General features: G+C 41.3%; 22 protein-coding genes. 10 read left to right on the top strand and 12 right to left on the bottom strand.

The genetic code is table 11. The features are described from left to right. The first annotated feature begins 220 nt into the window (after positions 1-220). The 3 genes from S4054249_RS23515 (at position 221) to S4054249_RS23505 (ending at position 4,913) form a co-directional block, all read left to right on the top strand. The gene (locus tag S4054249_RS23515; RefSeq protein ID WP_052961008.1) at positions 221-2,383 is read left to right on the top strand and encodes an ATP-binding protein; all 2,163 of its coding nucleotides are present in this window, start codon (positions 221-223) and stop codon (positions 2,381-2,383) included. A gap of 279 nt (positions 2,384-2,662) precedes the next feature. Continuing rightward, positions 2,663-3,397 carry a glutathione peroxidase gene (locus S4054249_RS23510; RefSeq protein WP_046356796.1) on the top strand — a complete coding sequence of 245 codons (735 nt, stop codon included), beginning with the start codon at positions 2,663-2,665 and terminating at the stop codon, positions 3,395-3,397. A gap of 67 nt (positions 3,398-3,464) precedes the next feature. After that, on the top strand, positions 3,465-4,913 hold the full coding sequence (locus S4054249_RS23505) for a dihydrolipoyl dehydrogenase (protein ID WP_046356795.1): 1,449 nt from the start codon (positions 3,465-3,467) through the stop codon (positions 4,911-4,913). 43 nt (positions 4,914-4,956) lie between these two features. Here the strand turns inward: S4054249_RS23505 and S4054249_RS23500 are convergent, their stop codons facing one another. Then, entirely contained in the window at positions 4,957-5,709 is a 753-nt protein-coding gene (locus S4054249_RS23500; protein ID WP_046356794.1) for a substrate-binding periplasmic protein, read from the bottom strand. A 357-nt stretch (positions 5,710-6,066) separates the two neighbouring features. Here S4054249_RS23500 and S4054249_RS23495 point away from each other — a divergent pair, with 357 nt between their 5' ends. The 3 genes from S4054249_RS23495 to S4054249_RS23485 all read left to right on the top strand — a co-directional run bounded on the left by S4054249_RS23495 (position 6,067) and on the right by S4054249_RS23485 (position 8,092). Then, positions 6,067-6,606 carry an isochorismatase family protein gene (locus S4054249_RS23495; protein ID WP_046356793.1) on the top strand — a complete coding sequence of 180 codons (540 nt, stop codon included), beginning with the start codon at positions 6,067-6,069 and terminating at the stop codon, positions 6,604-6,606. A gap of 91 nt (positions 6,607-6,697) precedes the next feature. Then, a complete protein-coding gene (locus S4054249_RS23490; RefSeq protein ID WP_046356792.1) occupies positions 6,698-7,651 on the top strand; it encodes a GlxA family transcriptional regulator in 954 nt (317 codons plus the stop codon). 123 nt (positions 7,652-7,774) lie between these two features. After that, entirely contained in the window at positions 7,775-8,092 is a 318-nt protein-coding gene (locus tag S4054249_RS23485; protein ID WP_046356791.1) for a hypothetical protein, read from the top strand. A 50-nt stretch (positions 8,093-8,142) separates the two neighbouring features. Here S4054249_RS23485 and S4054249_RS23480 read toward each other — a convergent pair whose 3' ends face one another. The 4 genes from S4054249_RS23480 to S4054249_RS23465 all read right to left on the bottom strand — a co-directional run bounded on the left by S4054249_RS23480 (position 8,143) and on the right by S4054249_RS23465 (position 10,997). Next, on the bottom strand, positions 8,143-8,694 hold the full coding sequence (locus S4054249_RS23480) for a metal-dependent hydrolase (protein WP_052961007.1): 552 nt from the start codon (positions 8,692-8,694) through the stop codon (positions 8,143-8,145). Positions 8,695-8,864: 170 nt separating this feature from the next. Continuing rightward, on the bottom strand, positions 8,865-9,428 hold the full coding sequence (locus S4054249_RS23475; RefSeq protein ID WP_046356790.1) for a DUF3833 family protein: 564 nt from the start codon (positions 9,426-9,428) through the stop codon (positions 8,865-8,867). Further along, positions 9,428-9,952: a chalcone isomerase family protein gene (locus tag S4054249_RS23470; protein ID WP_046356789.1), complete on the bottom strand. Its 525-nt coding sequence runs from the start codon at positions 9,950-9,952 to the stop codon at positions 9,428-9,430. The genes S4054249_RS23475 and S4054249_RS23470 overlap by 1 nt, the downstream gene beginning before the upstream one ends. 127 nt (positions 9,953-10,079) lie before the next feature. After that, the gene (locus S4054249_RS23465) at positions 10,080-10,997 is read right to left on the bottom strand and encodes a LysR family transcriptional regulator (RefSeq protein ID WP_046356788.1); all 918 of its coding nucleotides are present in this window, start codon (positions 10,995-10,997) and stop codon (positions 10,080-10,082) included. Between the two features lie 98 nt (positions 10,998-11,095). Here S4054249_RS23465 and S4054249_RS23460 point away from each other — a divergent pair, with 98 nt between their 5' ends. Further along, complete coding sequence (locus S4054249_RS23460; RefSeq protein WP_046356787.1) at positions 11,096-11,578, top strand: GNAT family N-acetyltransferase; 483 nt, start codon at positions 11,096-11,098, stop codon at positions 11,576-11,578. On the opposite strand, the gene S4054249_RS23455 is transcribed toward S4054249_RS23460, so the two are convergent. The 3 genes from S4054249_RS23455 to S4054249_RS23445 form a co-directional block, all read right to left on the bottom strand. Beyond that, complete coding sequence (locus tag S4054249_RS23455; RefSeq protein ID WP_046356786.1) at positions 11,575-12,069, bottom strand: DUF2314 domain-containing protein; 495 nt, start codon at positions 12,067-12,069, stop codon at positions 11,575-11,577. The two genes, S4054249_RS23460 and S4054249_RS23455, sit on opposite strands and share 4 nt — an antisense overlap. 301 nt (positions 12,070-12,370) lie before the next feature. Continuing rightward, on the bottom strand, positions 12,371-12,760 hold the full coding sequence (locus S4054249_RS23450) for a hypothetical protein (protein ID WP_046356785.1): 390 nt from the start codon (positions 12,758-12,760) through the stop codon (positions 12,371-12,373). Between the two features lie 108 nt (positions 12,761-12,868). Further along, positions 12,869-13,435: a uracil-DNA glycosylase family protein gene (locus tag S4054249_RS23445; RefSeq protein ID WP_046356784.1), complete on the bottom strand. Its 567-nt coding sequence runs from the start codon at positions 13,433-13,435 to the stop codon at positions 12,869-12,871. A gap of 612 nt (positions 13,436-14,047) precedes the next feature. On the opposite strand from S4054249_RS23445, the gene S4054249_RS23435 reads away from it, so the two are divergent. Then, positions 14,048-15,637: a PepSY-associated TM helix domain-containing protein gene (locus tag S4054249_RS23435; protein ID WP_046356782.1), complete on the top strand. Its 1,590-nt coding sequence runs from the start codon at positions 14,048-14,050 to the stop codon at positions 15,635-15,637. Beyond that, positions 15,634-15,969, top strand: a complete 336-nt coding sequence (locus S4054249_RS23430; protein ID WP_046356781.1) for a DUF3325 domain-containing protein — start codon at positions 15,634-15,636, stop codon at positions 15,967-15,969. The genes S4054249_RS23435 and S4054249_RS23430 overlap by 4 nt, the downstream gene beginning before the upstream one ends. A gap of 680 nt (positions 15,970-16,649) precedes the next feature. Here S4054249_RS23430 and S4054249_RS23425 read toward each other — a convergent pair. The 3 genes from S4054249_RS23425 to S4054249_RS23415 all read right to left on the bottom strand — a co-directional run bounded on the left by S4054249_RS23425 (position 16,650) and on the right by S4054249_RS23415 (position 20,952). Continuing rightward, positions 16,650-18,317, bottom strand: coding sequence for a hypothetical protein (locus S4054249_RS23425; RefSeq protein ID WP_419555183.1), 1,668 nt, complete (start codon positions 18,315-18,317; stop codon positions 16,650-16,652). A gap of 47 nt (positions 18,318-18,364) precedes the next feature. Next, positions 18,365-20,260, bottom strand: a complete 1,896-nt coding sequence (locus S4054249_RS23420) for an alkaline phosphatase PhoX (RefSeq protein ID WP_046356780.1) — start codon at positions 20,258-20,260, stop codon at positions 18,365-18,367. Between the two features lie 143 nt (positions 20,261-20,403). Next, positions 20,404-20,952 (bottom strand): lipocalin family protein, encoded by a 549-nt coding sequence (locus S4054249_RS23415; RefSeq protein ID WP_419555184.1) that lies wholly within the window; start codon positions 20,950-20,952, stop codon positions 20,404-20,406. Between the two features lie 119 nt (positions 20,953-21,071). On the opposite strand from S4054249_RS23415, the gene S4054249_RS23410 reads away from it, so the two are divergent. Beyond that, positions 21,072-21,614: a DUF6942 family protein gene (locus S4054249_RS23410; protein ID WP_046356779.1), complete on the top strand. Its 543-nt coding sequence runs from the start codon at positions 21,072-21,074 to the stop codon at positions 21,612-21,614. Here the strand turns inward: S4054249_RS23410 and S4054249_RS23405 are convergent, their stop codons facing one another. Further along, entirely contained in the window at positions 21,615-22,286 is a 672-nt protein-coding gene (locus S4054249_RS23405; RefSeq protein WP_046356778.1) for a class I SAM-dependent methyltransferase, read from the bottom strand. Positions 22,287-22,294 lie beyond the last annotated feature (8 nt).

Below are 22,294 nucleotides of genomic sequence, written 5' to 3'. Positions count from 1 at the left end.
AACTTTACAGCTGCGCGCGCTTCTAGGCTGCGCGCAGCGATGAAAAATACTGAGCCTATGTACATTGCACCATAAATTGCTATTAGGACTTATGCTAAATTCGTCACTTATTTGAAAAAAATGCATAGCAATCGAGCATGGTTAATAATAATTACCTATATCCCATACCTCTAAGTTCTCATAATATAATCCTCTTGCTTGTTAAACCTATGGGAATTCAGTGTTTAAGGTTTTTATCTCTACGTGCTTATTGTCTCTTTCAACAATCAGCTCTATTGCACATGCCTCTGAATACTTTGCTCAATATAAAACGCAATCTGAGGCCAAAGGCAAAAAAGACAGAACCGCCCTTTTAGAAGATGCGCGCACTTTACTTGCAGATCCCGATTTAACACAGACACAGCGTACCTACGTATTGCATCGCAGTGCTTTACATTTGGTAAGGACAAACCAATTTCAAAATGCCGCCACTCGGCTCGATGAATTTGCTATTCACCTAGCACAATTCCCTGATACTAATTATTTGGGTAAATATCACTGGGTAGCAGGGGACTTGGCTATACTGCTTGGCAAACATACGGATGCAAAGCAACATTTTGAGCAAGCAATCCCCCTATTTGCCCAATCTAACGACCTGCGCATGAAAAGCCACGCGCATAGAATGCTGGCCAACGTACTATCGCAACAACAAGATTACTTCCCAGCACTGGCACAGGTTTTTCAGGCCAAAGACACGGCGAATAAAATCAGCAATGCACACTTATTCAGTGCGGCATTAAGCACAGAAGCAAGGGTATATAGAGATTTTCACCAACTGGACAAATCACTCGATGTGCTTAATCAGCAGTTGGAGTTTCAACTCGGTGAACCGGACATCAGTCTCGCGCACATCTCATCTACTTATTATAGTTTTGCACGTATTTACGAAAAGCTCTCAGATTATCATGCCGCTGTTGAGGCATTAAAAAAATCTTACGACATAGATAAAAAGCTCGATGATAAAAACTATATGGGTGTGACTCAGCTTCATATAGCGACATTACAAATAGAGCTCAATGACCTCGACGCTGCGCAAATAGCCATTGCCCAAGCAAGCTCGTTATTTTCAATAGTTGAGAATGAAAGAAACCTAGCTAGAGCACAAGCGGTACAAGGGCAAATTGCACTGGCAGATGGCGACTATGCAAAAGCCATTCAACTCATTACATTGGGTTTAGATAAGCTAGATAGGCAAGATAATGAAAAGCTCTACCAAGAATTTCAAGTTAAGCTGGGTAAGGCATTAGCTTATGAACAACCTTCAAAGGCTATAAAACTTTTATCAACTTTGCTCGATATAGTCAGTGAAGAAGATAACTTGACGGTATTGCAAAGTCTGTCTGTTGCCCATAAAAACTTAAATGACTTTGAGCAAGCCCTTCATTATCAAGAGCGTGCCTTTGCAACCAAAGAACAATTAAATCAGCAAGCGATAACTACTCGGTTAGAAGCTAAAAAACTCAATAGCGAGATAGGCCTCAAACGACTAGAGGTGAACGAATTACAAGCTGGTTTAGCGCAACAACAGCAGGACACTAAAACTCGCACTGTCGTGTTAGCAGCCGCGATTATCATATTAATCAACTTCATCCTGCTATTTTATCTGTATCACTTAAAACGCCGCCGCGTGATGGAGAAGGAAGCTGAGCTATTAAACCAAAGCCTGAGCCTGAAACAACAGCTGCTTGCAGATGTCTCACATGAATTGCGTACACCTTTAACCGTACTAAAACTCAATATCGAAGCGCTAGAATATAATTTAACTGAAGATCCTAAAACAACCTACAAGGTACTGCAACGTAGGCTAGATATGCTCAATACACTGATTGCGGATATTTATGAATTGGCCCAAGCCGATACCGATAACTTGCGCCTTGAGTTTGAGCTATGCCAAGCAAAATCTCTATTCGATGACTTAACTATCGCCATCTCCCCGATTATTGACTCATCAGATTTAGAAGTGGTGTACATCAACCAATTGTCTGAACAGCTACAAGTCGAGTGCGATATCAGCCGGTTAAATCAAGTTTTTAATAATTTAGCGCGTAATAGTGTGCATTACACAGACCAACCAGGACAAATTAAAATAATGGTGTCTCAGCAACAGCACAATGTGGTGTGCACCTTTGAAGATAGCGCGCCTGGGGTCAGCACAGAGGCACTAGAAAAACTGTTCGAGCGACTCTATCGATGCGATAAATCTCGCAGCCGAGATTTAGGTGGTTCAGGTCTTGGTTTATCAATCTGTGAAAAAATCATCGAACTACACAAAGGCAGTATTGCAGCTTTGCACAGTGAACTAGGTGGCGTAGTGATTCAATTTACTCTACCTATCAAGTCCTGATCACATTGCTCATACCCTAACATTATTGCCTGCACCCAAGTGTTCAAATGCCTATCAAATTTGGTCACTTTCGCCTCACCCATACTGCCAAATTTTAAGACTGTCACTTTAAAAGTAAGCTAATCAATTTGTCATTTAACGTCTATATTTTGAATATGTTTTGATATAAGAAAATCTAATTCATCAATTTTTTGGATTGGTTTGATTAATTCAATCAAATATACAAATTAAAGATTCAGCGACATAATAGCTCCATCAACTTTAGAGGAGAATCATACAATGCTAAATAACATTGAAGGCAAAAACATACCATCAGTTACTTTCCCAGTTCGTGTAGGTGAAGAGTTTCAACACATTACGTCAGATGAATTGTTTAAAGGTAAAACAGTCATCGTATTTTCACTACCAGGTGCTTTTACACCAACATGTTCGTCAACACATTTGCCAAGATACAACGAGCTTGCACATGTATTTAAGCAAAATGGCGTAGATGACATTGTATGTATGTCTGTCAACGATACGTTTGTTATGAATGCATGGGCGAAAGACCAAGAAGCCGAAAATGTCACACTTATCCCAGATGGAAACGGCGAATTCACTGACGGTATGGGCATGCTTGTAGACAAGAGTGACCTAGGCTTTGGCAAGCGCAGCTGGAGATACTCGATGTTGGTAAAAGATGGCGTAATTGAAAAGATGTTCATTGAGCCAGACTTACCTGGTGACCCGTTTGAAGTATCTGATGCCGACACGATGCTTGAATACATCAACCCAGAACAGAAAAAACCAGAGCCGGTATCCATTATTACTAAACCCGGTTGCCCATTCTGTGCTAAAGCGAAAGCACTGCTAAGCGAAAAAGGGTTGGTTTACGAAGAATTAGTACTTGGCCAACAAGCAAGTTTAACCAGCTTAAAAGCCTTATCTGGCCGTGAGACAGTACCTCAGGTATTCATCGGTGGCACACACATCGGCGGCTCAGATGATTTAACCACGTACTTTGAAAATAACTAAACCCCAGCACTGTAAAGGGGCATGACAGCCCCTTTAAACCACATTTCCAATCTTTAGTGAGGTAATAATGAAACAGCTTGAAACAGATGTCGTTGTGATTGGTGCAGGTACTGCTGGCCTGAGTGCTTATCGTAATGCAAAGCAACATACACCCAACGTGTTGATGATCGAGTCAGGTAAATATGGGACAACTTGTGCGCGTGTAGGTTGCATGCCAAGTAAACTGTTAATTGCTGCTGCTGAAGCTGCTCATCATGTCGAGCAAGCCCCTCAATTTGGCGTCATGAGTGAACCGGCAAAAATCGATGGCAAAGCAGTAATGGCCCGTGTCCGTAGTGAAAGAGATCGTTTTGTCGGATTTGTGGTCGAGGCTGTAGAAGAGTTACCAGATGAAGATCGCATCATCGGTCATGCTAAGTTTCTTGATGATCATCGCGTTCAAATCGATGACCATACCATTATTACTGCTAAACGCTTTGTGGTTGCCACAGGTTCTAGACCAAACATTCCACCACCATTTTTAGCATTTGGAGATAAACTCATCATCAACGATGATGTATTCGACTGGCAAGATTTACCAGAGTCAGTTGCGGTATTTGGTCCAGGCGTCATTGGACTAGAGCTTGGCCAGGCACTTCATAGGCTTGGAGTCAACGTCAAATTGTTTGGCGTTGGGGGCAATATTGGCCCGCTCACCGACCCTGTGATCCGTGACTACGCAAACACAGTATTTGCCGAAGAGTTTTATGTCGATACGGATGCAAAAGTATCTGACATGAAAGTCGTTGATGGTAAAGCCCAACTAACTTATGTCGACAAACAAGGGCAACCTCAAACTGAGCAATTTGATTATGTGCTGGCTGCAACGGGTAGGGTACCTAATGTAGATCAGCTTGGCCTTGAGAATACCTCACTAGAATTAGAAGACCATGGCGTGCCGATTGCAGATCCACACACCATGCAATGTGGTGATAGTCACATATTTGTTGCAGGTGATGCGAGTGATCAAATTCCACTCCTGCATGAAGCCGCTGATCAAGGCACAATTGCAGGCGTCAATGCCGGACGTTTTCCTGACATCCGAAATGGATTACGCCGTACGCCTATCGCAGCTGTGTTTAGTGATCCACAAATCGGTATGATTGGTGATAATTACGCACAACTGACAGCAAATTATGGTGAATGTGGGTGCTATGAAATTGGCGAAGTCAGTTTCGAAAACCAGGGCAGAAGCCGTGTTATGTTAAAAAATAAAGGCCATATGCGCGTCTATGCAGAGCAGGGCACTGGGTTATTTCTAGGTGCTGAGTTTATTGGTCCGGCTGCCGAACACATTGCACATTTATTGGCATGGGCGGTACAAAATAAAATGACCGTACCACAAATGCTTGATATGCCTTTTTATCATCCCGTGATAGAAGAAGGTGTCAGAACAGCACTGCGTAATGTGAATGCAAAGCTGAAATTCGGCCCAGATATCATTAAACATTGTTTAGAATGTGGCCCAGGTGCTTAATTAAAAGCACGTTAATTAAGGCAACTAAGAGTGAGCATGATGCTCACTCGGTCTGGCCGTAAAAGTACTCTGGATCAAATATCTCCGGCTGACGGCTTCTGATCACCTTCAGTGCATCATTCATCTGATCAATTATTTTTTTATCTATCGCTTTATTGCATGCAAACCCTAAATAGGAAGAGCGCAGTGGCATCACAATTCGGTAATGCTTCGGGTTTATTCCAGCCCGTTTAAACTGATAGCGTGCAATTACATCCCCATACGCAATTAAATCTATGCGCTTTAACTTTAACATTTGAACTAACTCAAAGCCGGACGCCAAGAATACTAAACTTTCCTTATCAATCCCGGACTGGCGGAGTAGTTGATGACCAATGTCATTTTTCACAACCCCAATCTTTAAATCGCCAATGCTTCTTAAATTCGATAAGTGATAGCTCGTTTCTTTGTGGCCAATAATTGCAATATGATTATCCATCGTCGGGCCAATAAATTGGAAAAGCTTGGCACGCTCTTCTGTGTAAGTCATAGAAAAAATACAAGCATTGTGATTGGACAACGTCATCTGATAGGCCCTAGGCCAAGGCAATAACATAACGTCGTTATCGTCAAAGTCCCAGTCTAAATCACGGTAAATAAGCTTCAATGCTTGGATAGCAATCCCTTCAACTTGACCATTTACATGATAGTTAAAAGGCGGGTAATCCTCAGTAAACCAAACTAGCTTCGGCCCTTTAGCCACAGCCATATGCGTTAACATTACTGTCAAAAAACAAACCGCAATTTTGAGCATCATAGAATTTCCTCACTTCATTTAAAGTGTAGATGCAATCGTGTCGTTTGTAAGGCTCGTTTTACCATACTCGCATAACCAAAAAAGGCAGCCTTGCGCTGCCTTACTAGATGAGCATTTATCCTCAAGCCTTTTTAATCCCTTTTTTCAGCTTTTTAATCTTTGCTTCATGCTTTGCGATCTTCTTGATGCGTTGCTTAACTTCTTTTTTTAGCTTTTTAACTTCAACTTTCTTAGTCAATTTGTGCTGTCATTATACATGTCTTAATCTGTCCGATGCTTGTCGGGAATAGGTATCTACGCGCAGAGTCTGACTTTTTATACTGGTTACAACACAGTAACCGATATAGGACAAATGCGATGAGCAAAGCACTTATCATAATTGATACACAAAACTCATTTTTTAAAACGGATTATTGGCAAGAGAAAGATTTCTTCGACTTCAAAACCAGTCTAGGGAGCCTAATTTACTATTTTAACCGCGCTGATTTGCCGATTATTAAAGTGCTACATAGTCGAGAGGATGCGACTGACAGCCCATTTAACCCGGATTCAGGTTTGGTTGAACCTATGGACTTTTTACCAACTTCATTTACCAAAGTGTTTTATAAATCAGTCCACAATGCTTTCACAGATACAGGGCTGGCAACATGGTTGAAGCGAAATCACATCGATACAGTAGTGATCACCGGCATTCGCACAGAGCAATGCTGTGAAACCACTGCACGTATTGCCTTTGATTTAGGCTTTAACGTTGAATTTGTCACTGATGCAACACTGACCTTTGATATGACTTGCCCAGTGACAGGAGTAGATTATGCTTCAGATGAAATCAAAGCCAGAACAGAATTAGTACTTGCTAATCGTTTCGCTTCCATTCATTCTCACAAAGACTATTAATGTTTCTAGCTGGCGGTACCCCTTGATTATAAAGGATATACCGCCACTTAATTATTCATAATTCCATCTAATTTCAATATGGCGATAACCAGTGACTATTTATTTTGTTTTGCTTGCAGACACGCTCCCACTCGATTTTGCAGGCCCTCTACAAGTATTTATAGAAGCAAAACGCTTAGGTTTTTTAGACTACGAAATAAGCTATGTCAGTGCATCTGAGCAGCTAAGCTGCGATGGGGGGTTGCAATTAGCCAACCTAGCATCTTTACCGCCAACATTAGCGCCTGAAGACATCATAGTATTGCCTGGTTGCCATCGTGCTTTCGATTCATATTCAACTCAAGATGCGCGAGAGACTATTCAATGGCTAAAAAACGTCATCGCAGATCACACGGTCCTCACCATCTGCTCTGGCGCTGTGCTGGCTGCAAAAGCGGGGCTATTAGTTAACAAATCCTGCACAACGCACTATCAACTCATAGATACAATGCGCACAGCATTTCCGCAATGCCACGTATTAGATAATAGAATATTTGTTGAAGATACGAATATCATTAGCAGTGCTGGCATTAGTTCGGGGATCGATATGGCAATCTATTATGTTACCACTCGATACGGTGAGCATATCGGCGCCCAAGTGGCGCAAGAAATGCTGGTTTATTTCCGTCGAACTGGCCAAGATCCTCAGCTCAGTAGCTGGCTGCAATATCGCAATCATATGCATCGCAGTATTCACAAAGTGCAAGACGCGATTTGTAGCAATGTCACAGAGCATTATTCGCTCGAACAACTCGCCGATATTGCACACTTGTCACAGCGTCAATTAAGTCGTCTTTTTTCTGTACACCTCGGCATCTCTCCTAGAGAATACCTCCAGCACATCAGAATCGGCCATGCAAAACAGTTGTTGAAACACAGTAATAATAGCGTTGAAATTGTTGCACAAAACTGCGGTTACTCAAGCGGCCGTCAATTCAGGCGCGCGTTTACTCAAACAACTCACATGAGCCCCCAACAATACAGGCAACAATATAGTGGTGTATAACTTTTTAAGGGTAGGGATCACCTATGCGGTATATTAATACATCAACAAAGTAGATCAGAAAGGAGATTTATATTATCTTTATGAACGTCTAGACTCAAAGAAACCATTATCTATGGAGTGTTTATGAGTGACTTATTACTCTATGTCCAATTACGCTTAGAACCGGGTTGTATGGGCCCGCAAGGAAAAGACCATATCGAAGCGTTTTGTAAAAAGGAAAACGCATCTCCTTGGCAAAATCAATTTGCGACTGTGAGCGTAGTGCCACGATATGACAAAACCCTGCCTGAGTGGGAATATAGAGTGAAGAACAAATTACTGAGCGCAGAGCAAGCCACTAAGTTTATATCCATGCATGAGACGACTAAATCAGATTTAGAAGATGACATTGAGTCTCATATGGCCGAAGAGATTGATGCCTACATGCAGGGTAAACTCTAGTCTACTGACATGCCCGCGCATATACGTAAAAAAACCGTGATATGAATCTGTCACCTTTTTATGTATTTTTCATACATATTAAACACCTCAGCGTTTATACAGCGACCAAATATCTCAAAAAATAAGATCTTCTTGGTTGCGCTGATATAAACGCAAACCAGCACTAACAACATAGTTATCAATTGATTTTGCCAAGCATTTAATTCCCATTGCCCAGACCAAGTCAAAGTAAAATCAGTGGAAAAAGGATAGAGATATTGAATAGGCCATTGAAAACCGTCAGGGCCTTTTGAACCGAGCACATCGCATATAATATGTAAATGAAAACAAATAAATGACAGGCACCACATACTCACCTTATGCGACTTTGCTAAAAAAGCACATATCGATGCTATCAACAATGCAGCTAATAAATTATGTCCTAAGACATGATGGTATTTACCATACAGGTTAGATTTGGCAAAGATGAGATCGACAACGACCCCGATTCCATCTAAATCAGGCGCTACCCCAGAGAGACTAGCAAGTACACGATTTCTCCGACTTTGTACAACTGTGGCGGACAGTGCCCAGCTCAATAACAAATGCGTTCCGGGCGCCATTTTATAATCCTAATCATACGTAACACAGTCAATAAGTGGAGCAAGAATATAAAGGGAACAAGATAAATTTACGCTGAATGTACGGGTTGAAAGTTTGCGTTAGAAAGACTTGTAGATAGAATAAAGTGTGCAGGCTAAATGCACACTTTATAAAACGATAAATAGATTAGTTATGGGTGTAAAGCCCCTGTACAGCCTTTGCTAACTTCTGTGTTTTGCATGAAAATTGTCACTTCGGCCATCACCAAGCCAAACTTTTTGATGTAGGAGCGATTCATCAAGGTACACTTATCAAAGGCCCACATCCAATCGTCAAACACAACTCGGTAAGTGGTATCATCGACAGGTAAATCCATCTCATATTGCCATCTCAAAGCGTTACCATATACCGTGCCAATAGCAGTCGTTGCAATATCCGGTGCGCTACCTGTAAGCCCATTATCACCATTTTTGATTGTCCAGACACGCTGCTTAACACCATCACCATAACCATAAGTGAACGCTTCATCCAAGACCAGTTCACCAACATGATTAACAGAGCCTTCAATACGCACTTTAAAACGCTGTACCAACTCACCACTGCGATTTTGCACAATACCCCATGCATTTACCTGCCCATCAAAAAAATCATACACATCGATGTTTGGCGTCATATTTTGATATACATCGCTTTGTACTGAGCTACGACAAGCCGATAGCAATACTAAGGCGCAAAGTAAAACAACCATTTTCATTATTTTTCTCCTAGTAACTTCAAGCGCATTTTTGGCTCTGTGGTTTTTTCACTCAACCAGATATCGAAAAACCACTTAGTAAAACTTTGATCTGTGATTTCACCTAAAAACTTTTCAGAATCATAAAAACGTGTCGCTCCCTTTACGTCTCTAACGCCATACAGTGAGTAGTTTTCTGAAACATCTGGGAAGATCGCCTTCATTTTCTCCAACCAGACCTCTCCAAGGGCAGCATCATTAAAACCTTGCTTTTGCATTTCTTCTAGCGAGCGTTTCGCAATTTCCTGCCCATCCAAATCACGTAGATACGTAAGCTGCAATACAAACGGCTCAAAAGGTTCGTATCGACCGGAGGGCGAATAAAGTCTGATATCATAAACGTCCCAAAACAAATACGTCATTCGCGCTGTTTGCCCAACTTGCGTCATGTCTTTTGTCAAATCAAGCGCTATATTTTCACTGCTATTGGCCAAGCCACTCACAACGAGGAACAACGCCAATACACTATTTTTAAACTGTTTCATTTTTAATCCATCATTTGTGTTCAACAGCTTATACGCAAGTATTATATGTATCGTTCACTTAGCAAGTGGCTATCTTGTAAGAATGTGTATTAAGACATATAGGAATACGTGGCTTGTGCAAAAAGCGTTACTCTAGTTCGTGATGTAAACCGTAGAATTGACAAAACTGCGACACAAACCATTGTAATTTAGGGTCTCGCTGACGCGTTTTGTGCCAATATAATTTCACGCGGTAATTGGGCACATTGATGGGTGGCATATGGATGGACAGTTGATATTCATTTGCAATATGTTCTGCATACCTTGCTGGCAGAGTGATCAGCCAGTCAGTGTCTTTTATAAGCGCTGGTGCATTGAGCATATGTGGCGTTCCCACGACGATATGACGGGACTTTCTAGATTGTGCCAAAATACGATCCACTATCCCTCGCGTTTCGTTCCAAGGTGAAATCAGCACATGCGATTTTGACAAAAAAGTTTGCAACGACAATTGATTGGGTAATGAACGCGTTTTACAGCTTAAAGTCACATAGTGTCCTTCGAAGCAATTTAATTGTGCCAAACCTTCTAACGTTTCTTGCTGGTGTTCAAAACCACATACAAGATCTAACTTTAGGTCTTTCAATGCCTGAACGGGAATACGCTCTTCCAATTGAATTATTTGAATAGACAAGTTAGTGAACCGAGATAAGATGTCACTTAAAAATGGCTTCAAACACCATGCCGTATAATCTGTGGCAGCCAATGTAAGCCGCTCTACTTGTTGCGGATCAAATCGTTTTGCTCCTTGCAGACCCAAAGTGATCGCTTCAAAGGCAGGTAAAACGTCAGCGGCTAATCTATTGGCATAATCCGTGGCCAGCATCCGGTTATTTTCCCTGACGAATAGTTCATCTTTTAACCTTAAGCGCAACCGAGTCAAAGCATGACTGCACGCTGATTGGCTCATATGCAAAATACTGGCTGTTTGAGTGACAGAACCAGTTTGATACAACACAGCAAACAGCTTCAATAAGTTTAAATCTATGTTCGGTATATTATTCATGTACTTAATGCATATACTAAGTGCAAACTATGCACTTTATTCATGTGTTACTACACAGTACACTCACATACATCTAAGTCAAACAGGAATAAATCACCATGAGCGTATCTATCCGTCCCGCAGAGATTCAAGATGCAGCCACAATCTTACACTTTATTAATGAATTAGCGATTTATGAAAAAGAGCCTGAAGCGGTTAAAAATACAGTACAGGATATTGAAAAAAAGCTCTTCGGCGATGATGTAAGAGCACATGCACTGATCTGTGAGCAAAATGGCGAAGCCATTGGTTTTGCCGTCTATTTTTTCAATTATTCTACATGGTTAGGTAAGTATGGATTATACCTAGAAGATTTATATGTAACGCAAGACAAACGCGGCGTAGGCGCAGGTAAAGCGCTGATGAAACATCTAGCTCAAACCGCGGTACAAAAAGACTGTGGTCGTTTTGAATGGGTTGTTTTAGATTGGAACAAGCCTGCAATCGATTTTTACCAAAGCATTGGGGCCGAACCGCAGGATGAATGGATTATCTATCGTCTGACCGGACAAGCACTTAAAGACTTTGCAGAACAACCTTAAACATCGACATATTTATCTTGCATTGCTTTGAGCCCAGCAGGAAGAGCAATGCCCTCACGCTCGGCAATCGTAAACATAGCCCGTTGAATATACCCTCCATAAATATTTCCAGCGTTATCCGTGATCTGCCAGTCTTCTATATCTTCTAATTGACACACGTAATTGTGGGCCATTTTTCCAGTATGCGTGATCGGTGGGGTAACCAAAAAAACACTGACTTCATTACCCTTAATTGATTCTACATGAGCACCTAAATGTTCAACTACGCCTCTATCACTTTCAAAGCCCAGTTTTACAAATGCATCTTTTGGATATCTTATGAATAAAATCCGAAACTCATCTAATGTCGCCTTAGCAAGTGCAACAGCCTCTAAAACTAGAGGGTCATTTGGATCGGTTTCTATTGGCGGAAAGTCCTGTGATTCAGAGCTATAACGGTTATGCACCCAGAAACCGGCGAGAATGATTAAGACGACTAAACCCCAGTACATACTTTCTCCTTACGGACTAATATTGAAGTGCGCTGCTCACTTTTAGACACTAACACGGTCGCTATTTAATCTATAACACTAAGTTTAGAACAACTTTGATTTAAAATAAGGCGATTGTAGAAATGGCGACAGGGCTGTCTGGGTTAAATAACAATAAGGCTGAGCTGATGTGGGCATTCATCAAAGATGATGTAGTTAACTTGAAAAAGTAGGTACACAATTCAATAACAATACAGATGTAAACAAATGCAAAAAAATAAATTTTCACAATCATTTACAATAAAAATATTAATTTTTTAGCTTACCGATATGCAGCGCGCTTTTGTTCTCTCTTGGTTTGTTTTCTTCGTATGCTATTGCCTAGCAAATCTTCTCTGCTTACCAAGAACCCACATATACTGCTCACAACAATGTAAATACCATACATGGATCCGATGTAAACCCAGTCATTTTCACTGGTAAGTAATGATAAATTAGTACCATCATTCACAAACAATACATTAATGATAGACAGTACAAATGCTGCTCGATAATACAGAGAATGCCCAAGGTGACTAGCAAAAGCAGAAACCAATAAGGCAAATAAGCACAAATAAAAGCCAATAACCGAATTTGCGCCAGGCTGGTAACTTGGGTAAATAGCAAAAATTGAAATCAACACCGAGATCCATCCCGATAAATGGTAAATCATTTTCAGTTCCTTTGAATTAAAATGTTATTTTTTGTAAACCAAAGTATTTGGCGATTATGGTAGATGTCTGGCACTTTCGCAACTCCTTTGAGATGACATACAGTTTGATTAACTCGTCAAAATGTCTGATATGCGTTTTTTTAATGCAGGAATTGCATTTATTTCAAACCAAGGGTTACGCTTTAGCCAATAATGATTTCGAGGGCTAGGGTGTGGTAATGGCATCCTAGTCGGCATAAACTTTTCCCAGTTTTGTACTGCCTCAGTGACATTTGTGTAGCTCGTCAAGTGATAAGATTGCGCATACTGCCCAATCAATATTGTAAACTCTACCTGATTAAACTCAGCCAATAGTTTTTCACGCCACGTTTTTGCACATATTTTGGGTGGCGCTTTATCGCCTGTTTTACCTTTTCCCGGGTAACAGAACGCCATTGGGATAATGGCAAATAATGATGGGTCATAAAACTGTTGCTCAGTAACGCCCAACCAATCCCGCAGCTTTGTACCACTCGCATCATTAAAAGGCTTACCTGTTTTATGCACAGTCATACTGGGTGCCTGACCTGCGATCAGTACCTTCGCGCTGGCATTACCTTGCACAACAGGAGAGGGCATATGACCGAACTGTGTATGACACAAACGACAAGCAGCTATCTCATCTAATAACTTCATGGTTATTCTGCATTCTTAAAAAATAGTACGCTATCATTACGTAACTAGACCGGTATAACCAAATATAAATTCACACCATCTCTAACTTTTTCAATCATATAATACTTTCAGCCCAGTAAGGAATAAATTAATTCAAAAGAAAACGCCATCTTTACCAAAAAATTAATTTCTTCTCCTTGTTGTAACGAAAGTTTTAACTAATTTCATTTCAAATTACGACACTCTATTTTTAATTGTATTTAGCAATGATAATTACTGTTATTTACAAAACTATTCGTAGATAATCATTTATCTGATAAAAAAATTTAGGAACGTTATGTCACACGCCGATAATGCTTTGACTTTTCAATATAGGTTGAGCGTTGCGTCCCGATTTTGCGCTGCAATTTTAGGTGGATACTTTTTCACAGCCTACTGTATTTCATTATTAAGTCTTTTGCTTCCTACGAGTAGAGTCGATGCCGTCTTATACAGTGTATGTGCAAGCATATTAATTTATAGCTGTGTATTTATTGCCGTTTTTGCTGCTCGCTCCTTGCTCAAGGTATGGGTGGCTTTAGTTATTAGTACTGGCGTAATTGCGCTATTCACGAGCTACATTCAGGGAAGTATATGAAAGACAGTTTTTTTCGCTCAATGACTTGGCTACATACTTGGGTTGGTCTTTTGTTGTGTTGGCTATTATTTTTAATTTTCTTTGCCGGCACAATCAGCTTTTTCCGTCATGAAATTAGCCTCTGGAACCAGCCTGCTGTTCATAGTATTGACAATAAACCAGTAGATCAAAAAGCCTTAATCAGCGCTGGGCTTGACTACCTGCATGACAAAGCACCTGAAGCAAACAGGTGGTGGATAGGCCTGCCTTCACCCAGACAACCAGAGGTACATGTATCTCACCGTCACAGCCAACCAGAAGGTAAACGGGATAAATGGGTAGATGAACGCCTTGACCCAAATACATTAACTCACGTAGAAGGCATAGTAGATACCCGAGGCGGTAACTTTTTTTATCGATTGCACTTCGACTTGCATTATATGGACCGAAAACTAGCGCGTTGGTTAGTCTGCTTAGCGTCATTATTTATGTTAATTGCACTCATATCTGGCATTGTTATCCACAAGCGCATCTTTAAAGACCTATTTCAATTTAGGCCACAAAAAGGGGTAAGAGCTTGGTTAGATGCACACAACTTATCTTCTGTGCTGGCGTTGCCATTCCACCTTATGATCACGTATACCGGTCTAGTTACTTTGATATTTATGCTGTTTCCAGATCCTGCTAATACATTGTACGAAGATGGATTAAAAGGCTTTAGATCTGACTTTTATCCTGAACGTCAGCGCATTGAAAAGTCAGAACAAACTCTAAATTCACCTGCATTTGATAGTGCTTTTGCACACTTTCATCATAACTGGCCCGAGCAGAAAATTAAGCGCGTGATCGTCGATCATCCAACCAACCTCAGTGCCACCATTAAAATCTATGGCGACAATGGTACGCTTATTCGTGATGAGTACCCATACTGGCAATACTCAGGCTCAACCGGAGAGCTAATAAAAACAGCTCGTCTAGATCCCAGTGGTGGTGAAGTCTTATATGGCGGCATGATAGCTGTACATAGTGGCAGGCTCGCTCACCCAGGTCTACGTTGGCTTTATTTTATTTGCGGTATAGCAGGGTGTGTGATGATTGCCACAGGGTGCATAATGTGGGCCAAGCGAATTCGAGAACGCTTAAAGCCAAACCAATCACCTAGCTTTGGGCTTAAGTTAGTCGAAGCATTGAATCTTGGCACAATCATGGGCTTACCCCTTGCAACCGCAGGTTTCTTCTTTGCGAACAGATTATTACCAGCTGAGATCATTGGTCGGGCTGATAAAGAAATACTCGTTTTCTTTTTAATCTGGCTCGCTACTACAGTAGCGGCTGGGCTTTGGCGTTCTAGTCGTGCTTGGCAAAGGTTTGCTTACCTCAATGCCGCAGTATGGCTGCTTTTACCTGTCTGTAACGCGCTGACAACGGATGGCAATTTAATCACATACATAATGGACGCGAAGTGGATCTTAGCCAGTTTTGACCTCACATTTTTAGCAACTGCTGTCATTTTCTATCTGCAAGGAAACAAATTAGGCGCTAAACAAAATACCGTCAAACAAGGCTCAGTACAAAACCGCCGTTTAAGTCGGGAGCAAAAAGTATGATTTATAGCTTAGCGACACTTTTGTGTTTCAGCGCCTTTTACGCATTTGCGATGGCCAAAACATCGCATTACAAAAGTGTGTTTGGCTCACGTCCAAATCAAACACAAACTCAGCGTTTTAATTACGGTGCTTGGATCATTATCTTACTAAGCTTTAGCATCAATTTATCCCAAGCTATTGGCTATGGCAGTTTAATGTTTTGTGGGCAAATGGCGCTGTCTGTCCTCATCATTTCATTGTGTATGACTTATAAAGCACACTGGCTGAGATCACTTTTATACGTACTTCCTGCGACAACTTGTGTAATTACTATCCTAGCTATCCTGCACTAACAGGTTTCGGCGGCTGATTGAATGAATATCAGCCGCTGAGATCATTATTTTACTACCTGAGCTTCTGAAGCCCGACCATCTAACCTCTTTCGCTTGCGATTTAGTTAACGTAAGTAAGTAAAAATCTGATCTATAGACTACTTTTCTCATCAGAAGTTAGTAAAAATCTGATCTCTCGTTTAAATCGCATATCTAAAGTTAGTAAAAATATGATCTGTATAGAGCAACTTAGTAAAAATATGATCTCTACCGCCTTTCAACAAACTTCATGTTAGTAAAAATATGATCTATGATAATCATTAGGAAAGATAAAACATTGAAAATTAGACACTTCATTTATATATCAGTAGATGAGGCGCCAAATATCGTAATGAGTTAGTAAAATAGTGATCTATTATGCGTCAATGCAAATTTTTACTAAGTAAGCAATGTTCAAGTTAGTAAAAATATGATCTCTATGATTCTCACTTAGTAAAAATGTGATCTCAAGATAAAAAAGACGAGTACAGAGCAACAACATGATAATAAAGCCGCAATCTTAGTGCAGTGATTTATCACTTTAACAAGATGTGTGCTCAAATTTAAAGCTAAGTAAGTAAAATCTTGATCTATGTGGACAAACCGCGATATCTGAGGGGGTAAGTGTATTTACCTCTTCAGATATCGCGGTTTAGGAACATCTAATTTTTAGACCAGTCTAATTGCATATCCCATTTAAATTGCTTGTCTTGCTGCAAAGGTGCTTGTGAATCATCCACTATTTCAAGCACATTTTTCGCTTTCACCAGCGTCGCATCACGGCCAAATAAATAACTTTGCTCTTTAACAATGGTCAAATAAGCTTTATTTAAAGCTAGCGCGCGCTCTTTTGAAGGTGTTATCAGCTCATAAAGGTTCACAGCTTGTTCAACTTTTTGCATATCAACCTTGTCCCCAGTGAACCATTTTCGGAGCATTTCTTGATTTTGGCGAAACTCATCCCCACCGCCCACTCGAGACATATAAGTTAAGAACTCACCTTGTTCTTCACCCACATTAGGCACATCCGTTTGCGTCTTTAAATTGATATAGCCCCAACCAGCTGCACCTTCAACCTTGCGCGCAAATGAAAAGGTTTGATCGTATGTTGCCCCTACCGTTTTGTGACACCCATTACAAAATGCCAACTCCTGCGCATGCTGTGGACGAAGCTCACCTTGACTATCTTCAATATAACCATTGATTGTCCAGCCAAACGTATTGTTCACCCCTTTATCGCCGATATAGAGTGTTACAGGCAGCTTCTCAAACTCTTTTTCTTTGGCTTCACGGTAATAAGAGCCTGCAATTTCTTGTTTTGATTTAAAGTTATGCTTTCTCATGTAACGTAACTCTTTCAATCTCGGAGCGTTATAGATATTGCCTTGTTTATCAACCCCTAAATAACGTACTGTGTGCAGAAATTCTGTGCCCTCAGGGTATAGCATATAGGCCAACTCATCCTGCGCATCACCCACATAACGTGCCTGCTTCGTAATCCGAGTTATCTGGCTTAGCTTGCCATCACCATTTAAGTCTTGACCAATCACTCGCTCTGAAACAAGTGGCACGGAGATAGCTTCCAAACCTTTAACCGCCAATTCAGTTAAACTCAAGTTGGCAAGATATACATCTTTGCTATATTGACCTTGTACCGTTTGAAAAGTGCGAGGGAGCCTTATCATTACATCCCCAGTCGAACCATTGGTAGGCCAAAATGTACTTGGAAAAGGCTTGTAGTTAAATGCAACCCAACCGCTACCATCACGAGCAAAGCCTTGTTCATCAAACGCTTTTTCCGGAAAAGCCAAGTTTTCAAGCGGTGTTATTTCACCATGCCAATCACTGCGCTTTGTCATTTTCTCAATAAAAGGGGTATAGTTATCCTGCTCAACCCAGTTAGTAATTTCTTTATCTGAGATCCCTTTTATCAAGTCTGTGCGGTCGATAAATAAGTTCTTCCAATGGTTTTTTAGACCAAGATCAGAAAACGCATAATCGCCTTGTAAATCACCGTCTTTCATCACATTTGGACGTGCTTTTTCGTCATGATATGACTGATGGCAAGCATAACACGGGTTATTAACTCCATCTGTCTTCGTGTAACACTGTGGCGGGATAACCGACTCGGGATTATAAACCTCATCATGCGCTAGATAAGCCGTTGCAGGGATCTCATCGCCAATGCGATAAAGCGCTGTATGATTTGCTTGCGCTGTGTTAGTTGGTAAAATTTCGCTCTGTTCAAGTACATCAGAGCAACCGCTCAATGCAATGGTCAAAGCCACTGTCGAAATATGTAATCGGTATTGCATTTGTATGACTTCCATTTTTAGTGCCAAAAAAGCGGTGCAAAGCACCGCCTAGTCGTTAGTTTTTATTCTGATTCTGGGTCATACATCCATAAGGTATTATTGTATTTCCAATCCGCACTGTGGTCTTCACCAATCAATATACGTCCATCACGCATAACAATTACATTGTCTGGCTGTGCTAATAAGCTAGCATCACAGCGCTCATTTTCATCAAGTGACGAACGGTAAGTCGATCCCATTACCACAGGTTCAATGCGCGTTAGGCTGTAATTATTGTCGATATGAGCACGATAAACGCCACCACAGCTCAATACACGAGATGACAATTGAATATCGCCTTTATCATCCACCATGGTTTTATTGATATCAGCAATCCCGATATATAAATACGCTTTATCTACGACTTCACCTTCTATCACGTCCTGTCCACTGATCGCCTCAAGAACTCGGTCGTGGTTAATCGCCAACCCTTCGAGTTTACGCCATTCAGCTGTTGCGCCCTTCAAACGTGCAGCCTGACGAGACTCTAAAAACGCCACACGATTATCCATTGGCTTACCAGCAGTAACTGGAGAACCACCTTCCTCGGCGGTTGGATAGGTCAGTTTACCATCAGCCCAGGCTTGCACGTCAGCCATCGCAATGTAATTCGTTTTACCCTCAACATATGCTTCAGGTGTTATACCATCATACTCTTCAATCCATTCAAGGATCGTTGCATTCGTGCCTGATGCGATTTCTACCCACTCAATATCAAACCCAGTAACCGCAGGATCATTTAACCCTTTGTCTTGAGTCAGTTTCGCGCCATATAAAGTCCCAGAGCTTAGGTCTTCCGCGGTATCAGCAACAAACTTAAATAGCACACCACCCGTATCATCCTGTGATGAATACACGGTCCGTCGGTCAGGCATTACAACAGCGTTCTCATGTTCGTAACGACCGATAGTGTAATGCTTTTCAACAACAGGTTTGTCTGACAATGGGGATTTAACTTCTGCAATATAGCCATAGCGATATGGATTTGGAGATTCAGGTGCTAAAAAGTCTCTAAATTGCGTTAAACGTGAATTTACCTCTGGTGCATTCCACTCAGGATTTGTGGTCGTATCCACTTCTGAGTTTACGATCCACTCTTCAGACGTTAAAGGCGTGTCCCATGGAGATACCGAACCAAAACAGTTAGCTGCTGTGCCTTTGACAGCATCAAAGTCCAGCATCATCGCTTCTTCTACATTCCACTTACCGCTGTCACTTTTCGACATCTTTAAGCGGCTCATTCCGCCCGGGTAATCTTCCCAGTTAGTAAATAAATAACCTGATGAGTCGGACTCAAAAATGAAACCGTTAAAATCTGGCATATCATTCTTAATGATTTCATCACCAGAAGTCATGCCGTAAATTACGCCTAAACCGCCAGCTAACCCCTTATCGCCAAGATCGGAAAACTTATCTCCCGTCTGACCCAATATTTGATATTGGCCAATTGCTGTGACCACGGTTTGCTTTTCATAATCAGTTGAATGAAGTGGCGCATCAACCAAATTGCGCGGTAATTCGTTGAAATTCACGCCAGTAAGCACACCGACAGTACCAGTGTTAAATGGGCGTTTGTTAAAGTCATCTTCAGCAGTATTGCTATCACTTGGGTGCTGGGCATTAAAGAACAGGTCACCTTGCTCAGTTAAAAATATTCCCGTTACCTCCGAGCCAGTAGGCACTGTTGCAATGCGCACCAAACCTGCCCCTGTATTTAGGTTAGGCTGCGCATTCTCACCATCTTTACCGTCTACACCACTTGATCCATTTTCACCAGCTGAACCAGGCTCGCCTTGAATGCCTTGCTCACCTTGAACACCTTGCTCTCCCTGAACACCTTGTGCACCATCATCACCATCACATGCTGTTAATGCCAAAGCGACGGCAGTGGCGATTAACGAATAGGCTATGCGCTTCATGTTTATTACTCCGATTAGTTTGTTGCTACATTGGGTTTTTATAAGCGCAACTAGCCTGACCGGAAGTAATGACAATTAAGTTTATGAAATATTAATCTTTTTGGTCACAATAAAGACATTATCAATGTAACTGTAAAGGGGGATTACAGTGGTTCAACATCTTGATGTTCCATGTAAATCAATGCATCTATCGCATAACCAAGTTTTTTTGCGGTCTCTTGAAAGTCTTGCAAAACAGCTTCTGGCACTTGAGGCGTGCGAGCCAATAACCACAAATAATCTTTATCATAACTGGTCACGTAAGCGTACTGATAATGTGCTTGGTCTAATTTAAAAACTACGTAACTGCCGTAAAAAGGCCCGAAAAAAGAGACTTTTAAATGACCGACACTTTCATCAGACACAAATTTGGCAGTGCCTTCGGCCTGCTTCCATGTGTTTTCATCAGTCACATAGCCACGATTGACCACCGCGACGCTGCCATCTTGATTTAATGAATATGTTGCGGTCACATTTTGCATACCTCGTTCAAAACGATGATCGAGTCTCGCAATTTCGTACCACATGCCTTGATAACGTTGCAGGTCAAAGTTTTTTACTGGCGCAACGCCTTCTGGCACTCCGGTACATGCGGTCAATAAAAATACAGCCCCCAATACACACACTTTTAAAAAAGGAATCAATTTCAACACACAGCTCCTATATCGCTAATTAGACTGATACAATTAATATTGTGGTCTATACGACCCGTTCGCGCCACGCGATCTATTTGCTGGCATAATATTAAGTCATTGAAATTACTTTACAGTTCATGAAAATACTAACTCACGGGTTTGGGGCATCACATGGCATATTGGCTGTGTATGTCGAAAATAGACCAAATCTTGTCAAATATAAAAATATCAATTATGTCATGCCATTACAGCCAGGAGAGATAGACTATATCAACCAAGAGTGTGGTAATGGATGGCGCAAATTATTTAACGTGTACAGTAAATTTATCGCTGAACTACAGCATCCAGATCATCATTTTACTAACGGTGCGCACACAGCTCAAACATGGCAACAATATCGAGATTCCACTTTACTTCAAGCAGCTTCACAAGAAGCGCTGTTGTTTTCTCCGCCTGATTTGGCTCAAAACAACTATCAATGGCATATTATTGCAGGGCGTACTTACGCCAAGCAGCTTTTAAAAGATCACGATTTAACCCACTCAATAGTGTGGTTAGATGAAGAGTTTGCCATAGATAATGTAAATAAAATCATCGTGTGCCCTTATTTTGACTATCGCCAGCTCAGCAATATTAAAATCACTAAGCTGGTTACGCTTATCAAAACAAACTTGAACTGATCAGGGAAGTTTAGCAATCGTATAGGCGCTAAAGCCTAGTGCCTTGAAATAGGAAGTAGGGGAGCCAAATCCAGCTTGGTGAGCCAATTCAGTTAATCGAGCATTGTCTACCGGGTAAAATGTTTCTTGAAAATTACTTCGCATAGTCTTCGCACCCGCTTCTGATAGCCCCAGTTCAGTTTGGCAATACTGCAATTGGGCCGCACGTTCAAAGCTTGTATCGGGTAGCATAAGATCGGCTAAAAACAGATACCCATTAGGGCGTAAGTTCGTACTAATTTGCTTCAAGAGCGCAGCTTTACCACCATCGTCTTTCACAAAATGCATAACCAAAATACATAAAGCGGCATCTGCTTGATAAGTCACGTCTTCAAGTGGACCATGATGAATGGTCACTCTGTCATTGAGTCCCAAGTTAGTAAAATTTTGATCTGCAATACTGAGCATATCCGCTGAAACATCTTGCGCTATGAAACGCCAATGAGCATTGAGCTTTGCAAGTTCAATGACTTCTTTTCCTGTACCAGCCCCCACTACAAGCAGAGTCGCTTCTTTTTCAAGTATCACACTTAGCTGCGCGGCGGTAGTATGGTGCAATAGCTCATAGCCTGGCACCAGTTTGCCAATTCGTTTGTCATAGCTCAGGGCTTCGTCACCTGTGAATGTCGGCATAAATCTCC

The organism is Pseudoalteromonas luteoviolacea (assembly GCF_001750165.1).
Taxonomy (GTDB): Bacteria; Pseudomonadota; Gammaproteobacteria; order Enterobacterales; family Alteromonadaceae; genus Pseudoalteromonas; species Pseudoalteromonas luteoviolacea_G.
This window is presented reverse-complemented; position numbering and strand designations above follow the sequence as displayed.